Source organism: Accumulibacter sp. (assembly GCF_023806635.1).
In the GTDB taxonomy this organism is placed as follows: domain Bacteria; phylum Pseudomonadota; class Gammaproteobacteria; order Burkholderiales; family Rhodocyclaceae; genus Accumulibacter.
This window is the reverse complement of record NZ_JAMTDQ010000104.1, coordinates 1-17,971: the sequence shown is the minus strand read 5'-3', so window position 1 is coordinate 17,971 and position 17,971 is coordinate 1. Positions and strand designations below refer to the sequence as shown.

Here is a 17,971-nt window from a genome sequence, read left to right as displayed (position 1 = left end):
CCCACAAGGAGATTCTTCAATGAAGGAACAAGCCATCGGCAAGCGCCTCAATGGCGCCGCCATCGGACTCGCAGCGCTGTCACTCGCGCTGCTCGCGGCGTGCGGCAAACAGGCGGAACCGCAGGTGGACCGTGTCGCTGCGGAAGCCAAGGCGAAGCTTGAAGCAGAAGCGAAGGCGGTCGAAGCGGCGGCCAAGGAAGCCGAAGCACGCGCGATCGCCATCGAGAGCTACGTCTATGCCTACCCCCTGGTGACCATGGAGATGACGCGCCGGGTGATGACCAATGTCGCCGCAGCGGAAGGGTCGCGCGCACCAATGGGGCAATTCGTGCGGATGCGCAGCTACCCCGACGCCGCGTACCGCGATGTCACGGCGCCGAACGCCGACACGCTGTACACGACCGCCTGGATCGACGTTTCGAAGGAGCCCTGGATCCTCAGCCTCCCGGACATGAAGGACCGCTATGCCCTGTTCCCGATGCTCGACGGCTGGACCAACGTGTTCCAGGTTCCGGGCAAGCGGACGACGGGCACCAAGGCACAGACCTATGCCATCACCGGACCGGGCTGGTCGGGCGAATTGCCCGCCGGCGTGACCGAATACAAGTCCCCGACGGGCATCGTATGGATTCTCGGGCGCATCTATTGCACCGGCACCCCCGAGGACTACAAGGCCGTTCATGCCCTGCAGGACAAGATTTCGGTCGTGCCGCTGTCCGCCTACGGGCAATCCCGCACGCCGACCCCTGGAGTGGTCGACCCGGCCATCGACATGAAGACCGCCGTCCGCGCGCAGGTCGATGCGCTCGATGCCAGCGCGTACTTCAAGCTCTTCGCCGAGCTGCTGAAGAGCAATCCGGCGGCGGCCGATGATGCTCCGATGCTGGCCAAGCTTGCCAGGATCGGTGTCGTTCCGGGGCAGGACTTCGACGCAGCCAAGCTCGATCCCGCCGTTGCCAAGGGCCTTGCCGGTGCCCCCAAGTCGGCACAGGAACTGATCATGGACTGGATGAAGGGCGGCATCGTCGCGGGCGACTTCAAGCTCGAGCACGGCTGGCTGTTCACCACGAAGACCGGCCTGTACGGAACGAACTACATCCAGCGCGCGCTCGTCACCGCGATCGGCCTCGGCGCCAACCGGCCCGAGGATGCCGTTTATCCGACCTCGGAGGGACCGGACATCGCTGCCAAGTACAGCGGCGAGAAGAAGTACGTCATGCGCTTCGAGAAGGGCCAACTGCCGCCGGTGAACGGGTTCTGGTCACTCACCATGTACGACGCGGACTATTTCTTCGTGGACAACAAGCTGAATCGCTACAACCTGAGCCAGCGCAACAAGTTCAAGACGAACCCGGATGGGTCGGTCGACCTCTATATCCAGAACGAATCGCCGGGCAAGGACAAGGAATCGAACTGGCTGCCGGCACCCAACGGCCCCTTCGTCCTGATGATGCGCCTCTACTGGCCGAAGGAAAACGCACCATCGATTCTGGATGGCAGTTGGAAGGTTCCCGAGGTCAGGGAAGCTTCCTAGGCGCACGTCCGGACCCGGCGAAGATCGCGTCTGCCGGCGCGTGATGGTGCGCAGACAATGAGCGCGCCGCCGGGGTGAAGTCTGTGCCGCCGCGGCGCCGCGCACGCGGGGTAGGGGCATCCCGCGTGGCAGCGGCGCTGGTGATGCGTCAGCGCTCGGACAGCAACCGTACCCGCCGCCGCTGCTTCGCGTGATCGGTGGCGTTTCGGATAGCAGGATGGACTTCGATTCCCACGGCTACGCCGTCACCCCGCCTGTCTGCGGCGGCAGCATCTCCGAGCCCAAGGTGACCGCGACGCGACGACGGCCTGGCGCCACTCCGGTCGCAGCAGGGACCGGTCCATCAACTCGTCAGCGGCTCGGCGTGGCGCATTGAACTGCGCCCGGTCGGCCCCATATGCATGTCATCGACCCATTTCCGGCAAGGAGTGCAGCACATGCGTTTGGACAAACTGACGACGAAGTTCCAGCAGGCACTGGCCGATGCCCAGAGCCTCGCGATTGGCCACGACAACCAGATCATCGAACCGCAGCACCTGCTGCTCGCGCTGCTGCAGCAGGAAGATGGCTCGACCGCATCGCTGCTGGCACGCGCCGGCGTCAATGTGCAGGCGCTGAAGGCGGCGCTGCTGCAGGCGGTCGGCCGCCTGCCGAAGGTGCAAGGGCATGGTGGCGAGGTGCAGGTGGGGCGCGACCTGGCGAACCTGCTCAACCTCACCGACAAGGAGGCGCAGAAGCGTGGCGACCAGTTCATCGCTTCCGAACTGTTCCTGCTCGCACTCGCCGACGACAAGGGCGACTGCGGCCGGCTGGCGAAACAGCACGGACTGGTCAAGGCTTCGCTCGAACAGGCGGTGGCTTCGGTGCGTGGCGGTCAGGCGGTCGACAGTCAGGAAGCCGAAGGACAGCGACAGTCGCTTGCCAAGTATTGCATCGACCTGACGGAGCGTGCCCGTCTCGGCAAGCTCGACCCGGTGATCGGCCGTGACGACGAGATCCGGCGGGCGATCCAGATCCTGCAGCGGCGGACGAAGAACAATCCGGTGCTCATCGGTGAGCCGGGCGTCGGCAAGACGGCGATCGTCGAGGGGCTCGCGCAGCGCATCGTCAATGGTGAGGTGCCGGAAACGTTGAAGGGCAAGAAGGTCCTCAGCCTCGACATGGCGGCTCTGCTCGCCGGTGCCAAGTACCGCGGTGAGTTCGAGGAGCGGCTGAAGGCCGTGCTCAAGGAAATCGCGCAGGAAGAGGGGCGGATCATCGTCTTCATCGACGAACTGCACACGATGGTCGGCGCCGGCAAGGCCGAAGGCGCGATCGACGCCGGCAACATGCTGAAGCCGGCGCTGGCGCGTGGCGAGCTGCACTGCGTCGGTGCGACGACGCTCGATGAGTACCGCAAGTACATCGAGAAGGATGCGGCCCTCGAGCGCCGTTTCCAGAAGGTGCTGATCGACGAGCCGAGCGTCGAGTCGACGATCGCCATCCTGCGCGGCCTGCGCGAAAAGTATGAGCTGCACCACGGTGTCGACATCACCGACCCGGCGATCGTCGCCGCTGCCGAGCTGTCGCATCGCTACATCACCGACCGCTTCCTGCCCGACAAGGCGATCGACCTGATCGACGAGGCGGCGGCGCGGATCAAGATGGAGATCGACTCCAAGCCCGAGGTGATGGACAGGCTCGACCGGCGGATGATCCAGCTCAAGATCGAGCGCGAGGCCGTGCGCAAGGAGCGCGACGAGGCGTCGAAGAAGCGCATGCACCTGATCGAGGAGGAACTGCTCAAGCTCGAGCGCGAGTACAACGACCTCGACGAGATCTGGAAGGCGGAGAAGTCGCAGGTTCAGGGCAGCGCGCAGATCAAGGAGGAGATCGACCGGCTGAAGGCGCAGATGGCCGAACTGCAGCGCAAGGGGCAGTACGACAAGCTGGCCGAATTGCAGTACGGCCGGTTGCCGCAACTCGAAGCGCAGATGAAGGCTGCCGAGAAATCCGGCGATGGCGGTGGCCAGAAGCGACTGCTGCGCACGGAGGTCGGCAGTGAGGAGATCGCCGAGGTGGTGTCGCGGGCGACCGGCATCCCGGTGTCGAAGATGATGCAGGGCGAGCGCGAGAAGCTGCTGCAGATGGAGGAGCGCCTGCACCAGCGCGTCGTCGGGCAGGACGAAGCGGTGCGCCTGGTGGCGAACGCGATCCGCCGCTCGCGCGCCGGGCTCGCCGATCCGAACCGGCCCTATGGCTCGTTCCTCTTCCTCGGTCCGACCGGAGTCGGCAAGACCGAGCTGTGCAAGGCGCTGGCCGCTTTCCTCTTCGACTCCGACGAGCACCTGATCCGCGTCGACATGAGCGAGTTCATGGAGAAGCATTCCGTATCGCGCCTGATCGGAGCGCCGCCGGGCTACGTCGGCTACGAGGAGGGGGGCTACCTGACCGAGGCCGTGCGTCGCAAGCCGTATTCGGTGATCCTGCTCGACGAGGTGGAGAAGGCGCACGCCGACGTCTTCAACGTGCTGCTGCAGGTGCTCGACGACGGGCGCATGACCGACGGCCACGGCCGTACGGTCGATTTCAAGAACACGGTGGTGGTGATGACCTCGAATCTCGGTAGCCAGATGATCCAGCAGATGGCCGGTGACGACCATCAACTGATCAAGCTGGCGGTGATGGGCGAGGTGAAGTCGTACTTTCGGCCCGAGTTCATCAATCGCATCGACGAGGTCGTCGTCTTCCATGCGCTCGACGAACAGCACATCCGCTCGATCGCGAAGATCCAGCTTGGCTATCTCGAACGGCGTCTGGCACAGATGGAGCTGCAGCTCGAGGTGACCGACAGTGCCCTGGGGGAAATCGCCACTGCCGGCTTCGACGCGGTCTACGGCGCGCGGCCGCTGAAGCGTGCGATCCAGTCGCAGATCGAGGACCCGCTGGCCAAGGCTATTCTCGAAGGGCGTTTCGCCGCCGGAGAGCGCATCCGCGTCGCCTCTGAAGGCGGCATCATGCGTTTCGCAAAGGGTTGAAGGAGATCGTAGCCATGATCAGCATCGTTTACAACAGCCAGCAGTATGCGATCGTTGCCTACCCGACGCACGGGGCCCTGGAATTGGTCGACAAGACGTGCAGCCGCAGCCTGTTCGTGCACGGGGCGGTGGCGGGCGGGTTGCGCCGGGCGATCGAGAGCATTCCCGACGAGCAGCGCAGCGAAGAGTCGGTCGATGCGCTTCTGGACGAATACTGCGCCGGCACGGCGCGGCCGATCGTGCTGCACTGAGGCTTGCGGGCGTCACCGGGCCGCTGCCGGGGATGCCCGACGGGCGTATAATCGGCGGCAGTTCGCCGCCGTGGCGGGCACTCTTACCGGGAGCAGGCGAGATGGCGCTGTACGAATCCGATCACACCAAGTTCATGCGCGAGATGCTGGCGCAGCACCCCGAGTGGGCCGAGGATCAGAGGCGGGGCAGGGCGATCTGGTGGGACAGGAAGGTCGACCTCGAAGAGCAGAACGCGCTGCGGCAGGCCAGCGAGCCGCAGCGTCCGTATCCCTACGACGTCAATTTCGAGCAGCGCTGAGCCGCCGCCGGGGGCGGTTCCGGCCGCGCGCTGCGGGTGTCTTCGAAGGGAGCGGCAAGGCGGAGCCGGATGGCTGGTTTGGCAGCAGGCCGCGGGGCCTGTCTCCGACCCCGGGCAGCGCCGCAACAACAGCTAGTTGTTGAGCGGTTTGACGACGCGCTTCACCGCTGGATCGTCCGGGTGTGGGTGGATGGTGAAGCCGAGTTTGGTCATCAGGCTGAACATCTTGCTGTTCATCGACAGCACGTCGCCGACGATGCTGCGGTAGCCCTTGATGCGGGCACAGTCGATCAGCGCGCTCATCAACTTGCGCCCGACGCCGTGTCGCTGCCAGTCGTCGGCGACGGCAAGCGCGAATTCGACCGACTCGCCGTCCGGGTTGGTGACATAGCGCGAGACGCCGATCTGGACTTCCTGGCCGTCGGCATCGGGTAGTGTCGCCACCAAGGCCATCTCGCGGTCGTAATCGATCTGCGTGAAACGCACCAGCATCGTCTGCGTCAGCTCGCGGATGGTGTCCATGAAGCGGTAATACTTGCTCTCGTCGGACATGCCGATGACGAAGCGTTGTTCGCGTTCGGCATCTTCGGGTCGGATTGGCCGGATGGTGACGGTACGGCCGTCGGGCAACTCCCATTCCTGGATCAGGTGCACCGGGTAGGGGTGGATCGCCATGTGCGCGTAGCGGTCACCGGAAGGCGCTGCATAATCGATGACGATGCGGGCATCGGCGGCGATGCCGCCACTTTCGTCGACAATCAGCGGGTTCAGGTCGAGTTCCTGCAGCCACGGCAGTTCACAGATCATCTGTGACACATGCAGGAGGATCTCCTCGAGTGCCTCGTGGTTGATCGCCGGCATGTTGCGGAACTCGCCGAGCAGTTTCGAGGCGCGTGTCGACTGGATCAGGTCGCGCGCCAGGAAGCGGTTGAGCGGCGGCAGCGCCACCGCGCGATCGCTGAACACCTCGACCTCGGTGCCACCCGCGCCAAAGGTGATGATCGGCCCGAAGATCGGGTCGCGCGAGACGCCGATCATCAGCTCGCGGCCGTTCGGCCGGGCGAGGAAGGGCTCGATCGACAGGCCGTTGATGCGTGCGGTCGGATGCCGTTTCTTCACCGTCTCGATGATGTCGTGATAGGCGTTGCGGGCTGCCGGCGCGTTGGTGATGTTCAGGCGCACGCCACCGACCTCACTCTTGTGGAGAATGTCGGGCGAGTCGATCTTCATCGCGATCGGGAAACCGATCTGCTCGGCGAGGAGCAGCGCCTCGGTCGGCGTATGCGCGACCATGGTCTGCGCCACCGGAATGCGGAAGGCGCGCAGGATGGCCTTCGACTCCATCTCCGAGAGCAGCTTGCGCCGCTCGTGCAGCACGGCCTCGATCAGCATCTTCGCGCCTTCCGTCTCCGGACGCGAGTGCTTCGACGATGGCGCCGGCGTTTGCAGCAGCAGCTTCTGGTTCCAGTAGTAGGTCGAGATGTGATAGTAGAGCTCGATCGCGGTTTCCGGCATGCGGAACGACGGAATCCCGGCGTCCTCGAGCAGGCTGCGCGTCTCGTGAACCTGTTCTTCGCCCATCCAGCAGGTGAGGATCGGCTTGGCGGTCTGCAGGTCGACCTCGATCACCGCCTTGGCGACTTCCATCGGCTGCGTCATCGCTTGCGGCGAGAGCATCACCAAGACGCCGTCGACGGCATCGTCCTCGGCCACCGCCAGGGTGGCGTCATGGTAGCGCTTCGGCGTCGCGTCGCCCTCGATGTCCACCGGGTTGCTCTGCGACCAAGTGCGTGGCAGAGTGGCATTCAGCTTCTGCATCGTCTCCGTGGAGAGTTGTGCCAGCGGAATCTCGAGATCGCCCGCACGGTCGGCGGCCATCGCGCCGGGTCCGCCACCGTTGGTGATGATCGCCAGGCGCTTGCCCTGTGGGCGGAACTTCGACGCCAGCGCCTTGGCGGCGTAGAACAACTGGCCGATGTTCTTGACGCGGACGACGCCCGCGCGCCGCACGGCCGATTCGAAGACAATGTCGGAGCCGGCCGCCATTCCCGAGTGCGTTTCGACTGCCGCCAGGCCGCCGGCGTGGCGGCCGGCCTTCAACAGGACGATCGGCTTGATGCGCGCTGCCGAGCGCAGCGCGCTCATGAAGCGGCGGGCATCGCGGATGCCTTCGACGTAGAGCAGGATGTAGTGCGTCAGGTTGTCGTAGATCAGGTAATCGAGGATTTCGCCGAAATCGACGTCCGCCGTGCCGCCGAGCGAGATCACGCTGGAGAAGCCGATGCGGTTGCTTCTCGCCCAGTCGAGAACCGCCGAGCAGATCGCGCCTGACTGCGAAACCAGGGCCAGATGGCCGGAGTCGGCGTGCACGCGGGCAAAGGTGGCGTTGAGGCCGAGGTTGGGACGAATGATCCCGAGACAGTTCGGGCCGAGCAGGCGGACACCATAGCTGCGGGCGATCTCCATCATCTTGCGCTGCAGTGCGGCGCCGGAATGACCCGCCTCGGCGAAACCGGAAGTGATGACGATCGCGTTCTTGACGCCGCTGCGGCCACACTGCTCGATGACCCCAGGCACCGTCTGCGGGCGGGTGACGATCACCGCCATCTCGACACGGGCGCTGATCTCTTCGATCGACTTGTACGCCTGGACGCCCTGGATGCTCTCGTGGGCCGGGTTGATCGGGTAGAGACGGCCGCGGTAACCCGATTCGAGGATGTTCCTGAACAGGACGTTGCCGACCGAATCAACGCGGTCGGAAGCGCCGATGACGGCGACGGATTTCGGCTCAAACAGTGTCGTGAGGTAGTGGTGTTCTAGCATGATGGCCAATCACCTCCCGGGTGAGAGGTGTTGCGGTGGTGGATGTTGCACTGCATCAATTTACCACAACCAGTCGCCGAAGTCTCTAGGGAGCAGCTTCCAATCGACCGCCATTGCGGCATTCCGCACGCTTCGGGCCAAATCCCGCCACCCTGCGGGCGTGCGTGCGTGGCGCTGGCCGCAATACCCGTGCCGGCTGCCGTGGCGTCGAGCCGCCGGCTCATTCGGCGACGATGCTGTCGATCAGCAGGTCGGAACGCAGCGTGCGGTACATCGGGCACTTGTTGGCGATCGCCAGCAGTGCGCTGCGCTGGTCTGCGCTCAGGTCGCCTTCGAGGCGGATCTGGCGAACGATGCGATCGCGCTTGCCGCTTCCGGCCACATCGACGCGGTCGTGCTGCAGCTCGACGCGTACCCGCGCCAGTGGCAGCCGCTTGCGCTGGGCGTACATGCGCAGGGTGATCGAGGTGCACGCGCCGAGGCTGGCGAGCAGCAGGTCGAAGGGCGCCGGACCGCTGTCCTCGCCACCCAGGGCGGGGGGCTCGTCGGCGAGCAGCCGGTGCTTGCCGATCTCGATCGTCTGCTGGTAAGGTCCGCGTCCGTTTTCGCTGACGACGACCCGATCGTGCTGCCTGTCTTCTGTCATTCCGCTTCTCCGACGCGATGGCACGGATGATAATCGAAAGGCGGTCGCGGCTCACATTTTCCGTTTCGCTGTGGCGCGCCACGACCTGATCACCTGGCTCTGAGCGGGCGACCGGGCGATCAGGCAGCGCCGCAGATGCGGCTGGCCAGAGCGTCGATGCCGCCGGCGCTCAGATCGGCGGTGGACAGGGTCACCGGTGCCGTGAAGCCGGCGTAGTTCTGTTTCTGTGAGCGGCAATAGAGCGGGTCATAGTGCAGTTGCAGCAACTCCCTCACCAGTTCGCGCCAGGAAGCGTTGCGCGCGTACCCCGACCAGCGCTGGATGGCCTCGCTGCCCTGCAGATCGCGCAGGGCGTGCAGGCGGGCGAGCAGCCAGTCCGGGTCGCCCAGGAAATACTCGTAATCGCGCAGGAGGAAGTCGACGCGGGAATCGATCGATGCCTCGATGGTGATGCATTCACCGGCGCGCATGGTCTCGATCAGCGCTTCAGGCACCTGCAGCGAACCGATCTTGCGACTCTCGGCCTCGACGAACACCCGCCGGCTGGGGTCGAGCGCCGTCAGCGCGGTCAACAGGCGCGATTCAAACATCTTCTGCGACGGTTGCCGGCAGTTGGGCAGGACGCCCAGCACCGAGCCCTTGTGGCAGGCCAACTCCTCGAGGTCCAGGATCTGCTCGCCACGCGCCCCGATCGCCTGCAGGATACGGCTCTTGGCGCTGCCAGTCGCGCCACAGAGCACCCGCAGCGAAAGGCCCCGGGGGATCTCGGCGAGACCGGCGATGACCAGCCGGCGATAGGTCTTGTAGCCGCCTGCGAGCTGTTGCGCATCCCAGCCGATGCGCCGCAGGATGTGCGTCAGCGAGCCGCTGCGCTGACCGCCCCGCCAGCAGACGACAAGAGGTTGCCAGTTCCTGTCGCGTTGGCAGAAGTGGCTGCGCAGGTGGCCGGCGATGTTCTCGGCGACGTAGGCCGCTCCGATCCGGCGGGCGGCGAAGGGTGACACCTGCTTGTAGAGCGTGCCGACCTCGCTGCGCTGCCGGTCGTCGAGCACCGGGCAGTTCACCGATCCTGGAATGTGGTCGTCGGCAAACTCGGCCGGCGAGCGGACATCGATGATCTCGTCGAAGGCAGACAGATCGGCAAGCTGTCCGATCGTCGCGATATCGTGTTTCATGCCGCGAGCGCCTCCGGCTTTCGGGCCTTCATTTTAGCAGCGGTGCCAGTCCCCGCCAGATGTTGTCGAGCAACAGCGGCTGCGCCTCGGCGGTCGGGTGCAGGTTGTCGGCCTGGAACAGTTGTGCCTGTGTCGCGACACCGTCGAGCAGGAAGTCTACCTGTGCCGTCTTGCGGGCCCTGGCCACTTCGGCAAAGGTGGCGTGGAACTGCGCGGCATAGGACCCGTAGTTGGGCGGGATGCGCTGGCCGACGAGCAGGACGCGCGCGTTCCTCTGTTGCGCCTTGGCGACGATCGCCGTCAGGTTGTCGCGCAGTTGCGCCAGCGGCAGTCCGCGCAGGCCGTCGTTGGCGCCGAGCGCGACGATGACCACCCGCGGCGAGTGCCTGTCGAGGGCGTCGTCGATCCGTGCCCGGCCGCCGCTGGTGGTTTCACCCGAAATGCTGAGGTTGACGACCTTATAATCGAGCTTCTTCTCCTGCAGCCGCCTGCTCAGCAGGGCTGGCCAAGCGGCATCCTGGCGAATGCCGTAGCCCGCCGACAGCGAGTCACCGAAGACGAGGATGTTCATCGCCGCAGCGGCGGTGCCGCTGGCGAGCAACATCAGGCCGGCAAGCAGGAGGCGGCGACGGTTGGGGAAAGCGGGCATGGTTCGGGAAACATCTTTGGTCGTTGAGGTCAGGGAACTCGCCAAACGCGTGGACAACGGTGGCGAGCCGTTGACCATTCTGCACGATATTTCGTTCGTCGTCGCCGCCGCGGAGACGGTGGCGATCGTCGGTGCCTCGGGTTCCGGCAAGTCGACGCTGCTCGGCCTGCTGGCCGGGCTGGACCGGCCGAGCAGCGGTTCGGTACGACTGGCAGGCGCCGAACTCGGCGGGCTCGACGAGGACGCACGGGCGGTGCTGCGCGGGCGCCTGCTGGGCTTCGTCTTTCAGAGCTTCCAGTTGCTGCCGTCGCTGACGGCACTGGAGAACGTGATGCTGCCGCTCGAACTGGCTGGCACAGCCAATGCCCGCGACCAGGCTGCGTTCTGGCTGCAGCGGGTTGGCCTGGGCGAGCGCCTGCGGCACTATCCGAAGCACCTGTCGGGCGGCGAGCAGCAGCGTGTCGCCCTCGCGCGCGCTTTTGCTCCCGGGCCGCGGCTGGTGCTGGCCGACGAGCCGACCGGCAACCTGGATGCCGCGACCGGCCACCAGGTGATCGAGCTGATGTTCGCGCTCAATGCCGAGCGCGGGACGACGCTGATCCTCGTCACCCACGACGAGGAGATTGCGGCCCGCTGCGCGCGGCGCCTGCGCATGCATGCCGGCCAGCTGGAAGCGATGCCCTGATCTCGCGGGCGGCGGCGACGCCGCTGCGGACCGCTGCCTCGAGCGTTGCCGGATACTCGCCGCAGGCATGGTCACCCGCCAGCCACCAGCCGGCGAGAGCCGTCCGTGCACCCGGGCGCGCCAGACCGGGGCGGCAGGAAAAGGTTGCCCGCTGCTCGCGGATGACCTGCTGCCAGAGAACGGGTGGCAGGCTGTGGCGCAGGGTGGCCGCGAGCTGCCCGGCGAGCCGCGCCGCCAGCGTCGCGTTGTCGAGCTCCTGCCATGGCCCGTGGGCGCTGAGGACGAAGGCCAGGATGCCGGCGGTGCCGCAGAGCGCGCCGCGGTCGAAGACCCACTGGCCGACGTCAGTCGACGAACGGGGGGCGAGGCCGAGCATCGGCAGCGGCAGTGAGACCTGCGGCGGAAAGCCGAGGTAGACCGTCGCGATCGGCTCGAAGCGGTAGGCGGCGAGGGTCTGTGCCAGCTCGGCCGTGGCCCGATGACCGGCGAGCAGAGCGGGCGCATGCTGCGCCGCGACGGCGATGACGGCGCAGTCGAAAGCCTCGCCGAGAACTGCCGGTCCCGCTTCGATGCGGCGAATCCGGCAGCCGTTGCGAATCTCGCCACCGTGCCGGCGGATGAAGCTGGCTGCGGCGGCCGGCAGCAGCTGGTCGAGATCGGCCGCCGGCAGCAGCAGGTCGGTTGCCGCGCGGCCGCTGCCGAGGCTGTCCCGCAGGGTGTTGGCGAAGATGCGGGCGGAAGCGGCCGCCGGCGGCGTATTCAGCGCGGCGAGGCAGAGTGCTTCCCAGAGATGGCTGCGCAGTGCGCCGCGCTGGCCGTGGCGGTCGAGCAGTTCGGCGACGCTGTCGCCTTCCGGCACGCGATAGCCGTTGCGCTGCAGGGCGCGCAGAAAACGGGCCGCCGCGAGCTTTTCGCTGAGCGTCGGGCCGGCAGCAGCGAGCAGTCCGGCGGCGAGATGCAACGGCGGCGGCAGCCGGGGCAGACGGAGCCGGAAGGGCCGCGGCAGGCTGCCGGGAAAGCGCAGCTCGAGCGGCAGTCGCAGCAGCAGTCGCTCGGGATCGGCGCCGACCGTCCGCATCAGGCGCAGGGTTTCGTGGTAGGCGCCGACCAGGATGTGCTGCCCGTTGTCGAGTCGATGCCCGTGCAGCTCGACGCTGCGTGCGCGGCCGCCGAGTTGCCTGGAGGCCTCGAAGAGGGTGACCCGGAACCCCGCCTGCGCCAGTTCGACCGCCGCCGCCAGTCCTGCCCAGCCGCCACCGACGACGGCGGCCTTCATCCCCGCGCCCAGGTGCGCCAGGCGATCCACAGCTTGCGCAGCGGCGTCAGCGAAGTCCGCTGCCGCAGCACCTGGCAGCCATCGCGCCGGATCTCGTCGAGCAGCGTGCGATAGATCGCTGCCATCACCAGCCCGGGACGTTGCTGCCGGCGGTCCACCGCCGGCAGTTGCGCAATCGCCTGCGCGTAGTAGCTCTCGGCACGCTCGACCTGGAAGTCCATGAGGCGGCGGAAGTTTTCCGAATGGCGGGCGTTGAGGATGTCGGCGGCCGGCACCTCGAAGCGTTGCAGTTCGTCGATCGGCAGGTAGATGCGGCCCCGGCGGGCATCCTCGCCGACATCGCGGATGATGTTGGTGAGCTGGAACGCCAGGCCGAGATCGTGCGCGTACTTGCGCGTCCGACGATCCTGATAGCCGAAGATCTCCGCCGCGAGCAGACCGACGACGCCGGCGACCCGGTGACAGTAGAGCGACAGGGCGCGAAAGTCGAGGTAGCGTGACTGCTGCAGATCCATCTCCATGCCGTCGATGATCTCCTGCAGCTGTTCCGGTGGCAGGCCATACTCACTGCTCGCCGCGTGCAGCGCCTGCGACACCGGGTGCTGTGCCTGGCCGCTCGCCAGGCGCGCGACTTCCTGACGCCACCAGGCGAGCTTGGTCGACGCGAGCTGCGGGTCCTGGCATTCGTCAACGACGTCATCGACCTCGCGGCAGAAGGCGTACAGCGCGGTGATCGCGCGCCGCTGCGCGGCCGGCAGGAAGACGAAGCTGTAGTAGAAGCTCGAACCGCTGCGGGCCGCTTTCTGTTGGCAGTATTCGTCGGGAGTCATCGGCAGTCTCGGAGTTGCCAGCCGGCGATCATACTCCCAAGAATCGCCATCGCGGCGACCTTCGCGATGTCGTCGCCGGGCGTGCCGTTGGCCAGGCACGGGTCGCCGTCGGGCGCTCGCGCCGGCCGCTGGCGGGCCTGACGCACGGCGCCGTCGAAAGCGGGTAGACTCTTGCCGCGTCGCCCGGATTGCTCGCCGTTGGCAGCGCTGCGGCGAGTCCGACGAACCCTTTTTGCGGCAGGTCACGAGGATGCGCGTGCTTCTCGTTGAAGACGACCCGATGATTGGCAGGAGCGTGCAGCAGGGACTGCGGCAGGATGGCTGCGCGGTCGACTGGGTGCGTGATGTGCGTGCCGGCGAGCTGGCGCTGGCGACGGCACCGTACGAGCTGCTGCTGCTCGACCTCGGGTTGCCCGGGGAATCTGGTCTCGATCTGCTGGCCAGGTTGCGGCGTGCTGGCAAGCGGCTGCCGGTGCTCGTCATCACTGCCCGCGATTCGGTTGCCGACCGCATCAAGGGGCTCGACACCGGCGCCGACGACTATCTGGTGAAGCCTTTCGATCTCGACGAACTGTCGGCACGAATGCGCGCCGTGCTGCGTCGGCATGCCGGACGGGCCACGCCACTGCTCGTCGCCGGCGATCTGCAGCTCGATCCGGCAACGCACGAGCTGACGCAGAACGGTCAGCCGGTACTGCTCTCGGCGCGCGAGTTCGCGCTGCTGCAGGCGCTGCTGGAACGTCCGGGGACACCGCTGTCGCGCGCCGACCTCGAGGAGCGACTGTATGGCTGGGGCGAGGAAATCGGCAGCAACGCCGTCGAGGTGCATATCCACTCGTTGCGGCGCAAGCTGGGCGCCGGGAGGATCAGGAACATCCGTGGCGTCGGCTATCTGGTACCGCCGGCACCATGAAGTCGATCCGCCGCCAGCTGCTGCTGGCACTCCTGGCGGTGATCACCCTCGCCACTCTGGCGGGAGCGCTGGCGGCCTATCGGACGGCGCGCGACGAAGCCAGTGCGTTGCTCGATTACCAGTTGCGGCAACTGGCGCTGTCGTTTCGCGACGAGGCGCGGCATGGTGCGCTGCGGTGGAAGCCGGGCAGCGACGATGCCGAGGAGTTTTCGGTCCAGATCTGGGCAGCCGACGGGACCCGCATCTACCTGTCGCATCCACTGCAGGATTTGCCGCACCAGGTGCCTCTGGGTTATGTGACGGTCGATACCGGCAGCGGCAAGTGGCGGGTCTTCGGCCTGCAGCAGGCCGGGCAGGTGATCCAGGTGGCGCAGCCGATGCAGCTGCGCGACCGCCTGGCGCTGGCGGCTGCACTGCGCATCGTCGCGCCTTTCCTGCTCCTGCTGCCGGTGCTCGCGGTACTGATCTGGGTCGTCATCGGCCGCGGCCTGCGGCCACTGGTCGACGTCGCGCAGGCAGTCGGCACGCGCACCGCCGTTGCGCTCGATCCATTGCCCGACCAACAGGTGCCGGCCGAGGTGGTGCCACTGGTCGTGGCGCTGAACGACCTCCTGCTGCGCCTGCAGCGAGCGCTCGAGCAACAGCGCGAGTTCGTTGCCGATGCGGCACACGAACTGCGGACGCCGCTGGCGGCACTGACGCTGCAGGTGCAGCTGGCCGAGCGCGCCGCCGACGCCGCGGCGCGCAGCGAAGCCTTCAGCGAGCTGAAGGGCGGCCTGCAGCGCGCTACCCATTCGGTGCAACAGTTGCTGACGCTGGCGCGACTGGAGCCCGGTGCGGGTGAGTCGACACTGCAGCCGGTCGACTTGCGGCAACTCGCGGCGGAGGTCATCGTCGATCACCTGTTGCTGGCCGAGGCGAGGCAGATCGATCTCGGAGCGCCAGCACAGCAGCAGTCCTGCTTGGTCGCCGGCGACGCCGATGCCCTGCGCATCCTTCTTGCCAACCTGGTCAGCAATGCCTTGCGCTTCACGCCGCGTGGCGGGCGGGTCGATGTCGTGACCGGCAGCAGCGACGATCTGCCGTTCGTCGAAGTCTGTGATTCGGGAGGAGGAATCCCGCCCGCCGAACGCGAGCGGGTGTTCGACCGCTTCTACCGCCGCGCGGCAGCCGGCGAGGCGGGCAGCGGGCTCGGGCTGGCGATCGTCAGGGCCATTGCCGAGCGCCACCGCGCACGCGTCCTGCTCGCCGATGCAAGCCTCGGCGGCCTGCGTGCGCGTGTCGAATTTCCTCGCCTGGCGCCACCTTGACCGAGATGTCCGGGGCCATTGTTGTGCTAGAGTCTGCAGTGGCAGCATGCCTTGCTCGCGGAGCGGGTCGCGAGGCTTGGTGCCAGGGGAAAAGGTCTGAACCGCCGGGGGGGCCCGGTCTTCGCCAGCAAGAGGTCGTCGATGGCCACGGAAACGGAAATCAAGCTGTCCCTGTCGGCGGCTGCGGCTCAACGATTGCTGGAACTGCCGCTGCTGGCGGGCAGCGAACGCAGCACGAAGTTGCTGCGCAACACCTACTACGACACAGCGGACCGCCGCCTGCGGCGCGAACGAATCGTCGTTCGCTACCGGCAGCACGGGCGCCAGTGGTTGCTGGGCGTGAAGACGGCGCCGCCGCTTGCTGCCGGGCTGGCGCAGCGTGGCGAATGGGAGGCGCCTGGTCGGGCAGGCGACTTTGATTTCGCACATGTGGACGACGTCGCCGTCCGCGAGCTTCTTGAATCCCTGCGCGATGAACTGCAGCCGGTGTTCACCACCCGCTTCCGGCGCGAGGCGCATGTCTTCGCGCCACGTTCCGGTGTGCGCATCGAAGTCGCGCTCGACCGTGGCCGGATAGAGGCCGCAGGACGCCGTCAGAGCATCCGTGAGGTTGAGATCGAACTGTTGTCGGGGTCGCTGAGCGATCTCTTCGCTGTCGCTCTCGATCTCCAGGCCGGCGTGCCGATGCATCCCGAAGCGGGCAGCAAGTCGGAGCGCGCCTACCGCCTCCTCGATGCCGCACCCCTGCTGGCAGTCAAGGCGCAGCCGGTCGCCGTGCACGCCGACATGCCGACGATGGACGCCTTTCGTCTGATCGCGGCGGCGTGCATCGGCCATCTGCAGGCCAATGAGCAGGGTGTCCGTGACAGCGGGGAAGCGGAGTTCGTCCATCAGGCACGGGTTGCCATCCGTCGCCTGAGGTCGGCGATCCGCCTCTGGGAGCCGCTGCTGCCCGAAGCTTTCGTCGCCCGCTTCGATCCGCTCTGGCAGGCGCTGGCGACACAGCTTGGCGACAACCGAAACTGGGATGTCTTCCATGCCGAGACCCTGCCCGTTCTGGCCGAGGTCTTCGCCGGCAGGGTTGACGCCGCTCGTCTCGCAAGCCGCGTGCAAGGCCGTTGTGCCAGCTACCGTCGGGTGAGCCGCAGGGCACTGCAGTCGGAGGACTATTCGCGGCTGTTGCTCGATTTCAGCGCCGCACTGGTCGATCTGCCCGTTTCGCCGTCTGGCCCGGCTGGCCGGCTGGGCGATTTCGTTCCGCGCTGCCTGGGCAAGCGCGCACGGCGTGTCAATGAGCGCGCAGCGGCGCCGTTGCAGACCGACGTCGCCGCTCGTCATCGCCTGCGCGTCGCGTTCAAGCAGCTTCGCTACGGCCTCGAGTTCTTTTCTCCACTGCTGGCCGGCCCATTGCTGGCCGACTACCTCCAGTCGGCGACCGCGCTGCAGGAGATGTTGGGGCGGCTCAATGACCTTGCCGTGGCGACGCAACTGGTGGCCACAGTCCTGCCGGCTGCAAGCCGGGTTCAGGTGCAGGACTGGCTGGCGGCACAGACTGCAGCGCTGTTGCCCGAGTTTGCGCAGTTGCTCGACGATTTCCAGCAGCGACTGCCGCCATGGCAGTCGCCGGAGCGGCCGGCCGGTGACCGCTCGCGCTCGCGACAGCCTGCCTACAACTTGTAGATCCAGCTGGCGATGACGAAGTAGTTGAGAACACCGAGGATGTCGATGGCGGTGGTGACGAACGGGCCGGTCGCCACTGCCGGATCGACCTTCATGCGCTGAAAGATCATGGGCAGCAGCACCGCCAGCAGGGCGGCACCGGTCATGTTGCCGAGGATCGTCAGGCGGACGACCTGCCCGAGTTGCAGGCTGTGGTGCATGAAATAGCCGTAGACGGCGAGAATCACGCCGTAGAAGGCGCCCAGTGCCAAGCCGACCCGCAGTTCCTTGAGGACCAGCGGCAGCGTGTCCTTGACGTCGATGGCGCCGGTTGCCAGGCCGCGTACGGCGACGGTTGCCGACTGCACGCCGACGTTGCCCGCCATGCCCATGATGACCGGCAGGAAGGCGCTGAGGACCAGCACCTGGCCGAGGATCTCCTCGTACTGTCCAATCACCGCTGTCGCCGCCAGGCCGCCGATGAAGGCCGCCAGCAACCAGGGCAGGCGGATGGTGGCGATCTTCAGCGCCGAATGGGTGAGCGTCTCCGACTCGCTGGTACCGGCCATCTTCAGCATGTCGCGCGTCGTCTCTTCCTCGATGACGTCGATCACGTCGTCGACGGTGACCATGCCGACCAGGACGTTGTCCTCGTCCACCACCGGGATGGCGAGCAGTCGATACTTGTCGACGAGCATCGCGACCGTGGTCTGGTCGGTATCCGTGGTCACCTTCATGACTCGCCGGTTCATGACCTTGTGCAGGGGCGTGCCTGCTCGCGTGAGCAGCAACTGCCGCAGCGACACGACACCCACCAGACGGCCCATCTCGTCGGTGAGGTAGAGATAGGGCGATATTGTTGATTGTTCATACCGTTGTATGCGATATTTCGAGTCAGTTCTCA

15 protein-coding genes are annotated in these 17,971 nt (G+C 66.6%); 8 read left to right on the top strand and 7 right to left on the bottom strand.

What is annotated here, in order from left to right; genetic code table 11:
- Positions 1 to 19 precede the first annotated feature (19 nt).
- The 4 genes from NFW30_RS17920 to NFW30_RS17905 all read left to right on the top strand — a co-directional run bounded on the left by NFW30_RS17920 (position 20) and on the right by NFW30_RS17905 (position 5,101).
- The gene (locus NFW30_RS17920; protein ID WP_295349412.1) at positions 20 to 1,534 is read left to right on the top strand and encodes a DUF1254 domain-containing protein; all 1,515 of its coding nucleotides are present in this window, start codon (positions 20 to 22) and stop codon (positions 1,532 to 1,534) included.
- 437 nt (positions 1,535 to 1,971) lie between these two features.
- Entirely contained in the window at positions 1,972 to 4,551 is a 2,580-nt protein-coding gene (clpB, locus tag NFW30_RS17915; protein ID WP_295349410.1) for an ATP-dependent chaperone ClpB, read from the top strand.
- A gap of 14 nt (positions 4,552 to 4,565) precedes the next feature.
- Positions 4,566 to 4,802 (top strand): DUF3567 family protein, encoded by a 237-nt coding sequence (locus tag NFW30_RS17910; RefSeq protein ID WP_295349408.1) that lies wholly within the window; start codon positions 4,566 to 4,568, stop codon positions 4,800 to 4,802.
- A 101-nt stretch (positions 4,803 to 4,903) separates the two neighbouring features.
- A complete protein-coding gene (locus tag NFW30_RS17905) occupies positions 4,904 to 5,101 on the top strand; it encodes a DUF3460 family protein (RefSeq protein WP_295349406.1) in 198 nt (65 codons plus the stop codon).
- Positions 5,102 to 5,233: 132 nt separating this feature from the next.
- Here NFW30_RS17905 and NFW30_RS17900 read toward each other — a convergent pair whose 3' ends face one another.
- The 4 genes from NFW30_RS17900 to NFW30_RS17885 form a co-directional block, all read right to left on the bottom strand.
- On the bottom strand, positions 5,234 to 7,924 hold the full coding sequence (locus NFW30_RS17900) for a bifunctional acetate--CoA ligase family protein/GNAT family N-acetyltransferase (RefSeq protein WP_295349404.1): 2,691 nt from the start codon (positions 7,922 to 7,924) through the stop codon (positions 5,234 to 5,236).
- Positions 7,925 to 8,144: 220 nt separating this feature from the next.
- Entirely contained in the window at positions 8,145 to 8,570 is a 426-nt protein-coding gene (locus NFW30_RS17895) for an OsmC family protein (RefSeq protein WP_295349402.1), read from the bottom strand.
- A gap of 119 nt (positions 8,571 to 8,689) precedes the next feature.
- Complete coding sequence (gene mnmH / locus NFW30_RS17890; protein ID WP_295349400.1) at positions 8,690 to 9,745, bottom strand: tRNA 2-selenouridine(34) synthase MnmH; 1,056 nt, start codon at positions 9,743 to 9,745, stop codon at positions 8,690 to 8,692.
- Between the two features lie 28 nt (positions 9,746 to 9,773).
- Positions 9,774 to 10,394, bottom strand: coding sequence for an arylesterase (locus NFW30_RS17885; protein ID WP_295349398.1), 621 nt, complete (start codon positions 10,392 to 10,394; stop codon positions 9,774 to 9,776).
- Here NFW30_RS17885 and NFW30_RS17880 point away from each other — a divergent pair.
- Positions 10,393 to 11,079 carry an ABC transporter ATP-binding protein gene (locus NFW30_RS17880; protein WP_295349396.1) on the top strand — a complete coding sequence of 229 codons (687 nt, stop codon included), beginning with the start codon at positions 10,393 to 10,395 and terminating at the stop codon, positions 11,077 to 11,079. The genes NFW30_RS17885 and NFW30_RS17880 overlap by 2 nt on opposite strands.
- On the opposite strand, the gene hpnE is transcribed toward NFW30_RS17880, so the two are convergent.
- Together hpnE and hpnD are read right to left on the bottom strand one after the other, a co-directional pair.
- Positions 11,000 to 12,355, bottom strand: coding sequence for a hydroxysqualene dehydroxylase HpnE (hpnE, locus tag NFW30_RS17875; RefSeq protein WP_295349394.1), 1,356 nt, complete (start codon positions 12,353 to 12,355; stop codon positions 11,000 to 11,002). The two genes, NFW30_RS17880 and hpnE, sit on opposite strands and share 80 nt — an antisense overlap.
- Positions 12,352 to 13,185 (bottom strand): presqualene diphosphate synthase HpnD, encoded by an 834-nt coding sequence (gene hpnD, locus NFW30_RS17870; protein ID WP_295349392.1) that lies wholly within the window; start codon positions 13,183 to 13,185, stop codon positions 12,352 to 12,354. Before hpnD ends, hpnE begins: the two co-directional genes overlap by 4 nt.
- Positions 13,186 to 13,435: 250 nt before the next feature.
- Between hpnD and NFW30_RS17865 the strand changes: the two genes are divergently transcribed.
- The 3 genes from NFW30_RS17865 to NFW30_RS17855 all read left to right on the top strand — a co-directional run bounded on the left by NFW30_RS17865 (position 13,436) and on the right by NFW30_RS17855 (position 17,088).
- On the top strand, positions 13,436 to 14,098 hold the full coding sequence (locus NFW30_RS17865) for a response regulator (RefSeq protein ID WP_295349390.1): 663 nt from the start codon (positions 13,436 to 13,438) through the stop codon (positions 14,096 to 14,098).
- On the top strand, positions 14,095 to 15,408 hold the full coding sequence (locus NFW30_RS17860; RefSeq protein ID WP_295372437.1) for an ATP-binding protein: 1,314 nt from the start codon (positions 14,095 to 14,097) through the stop codon (positions 15,406 to 15,408). The genes NFW30_RS17865 and NFW30_RS17860 overlap by 4 nt, the downstream gene beginning before the upstream one ends.
- Positions 15,409 to 15,549: 141 nt before the next feature.
- Entirely contained in the window at positions 15,550 to 17,088 is a 1,539-nt protein-coding gene (locus tag NFW30_RS17855) for a CYTH and CHAD domain-containing protein (protein ID WP_295349386.1), read from the top strand.
- Here the strand turns inward: NFW30_RS17855 and mgtE are convergent.
- A partial coding sequence (mgtE, locus tag NFW30_RS17850; RefSeq protein WP_295372434.1) for a magnesium transporter occupies positions 17,076 to 17,971 on the bottom strand: 896 nt, incomplete at its 5' end. The two genes, NFW30_RS17855 and mgtE, sit on opposite strands and share 13 nt — an antisense overlap.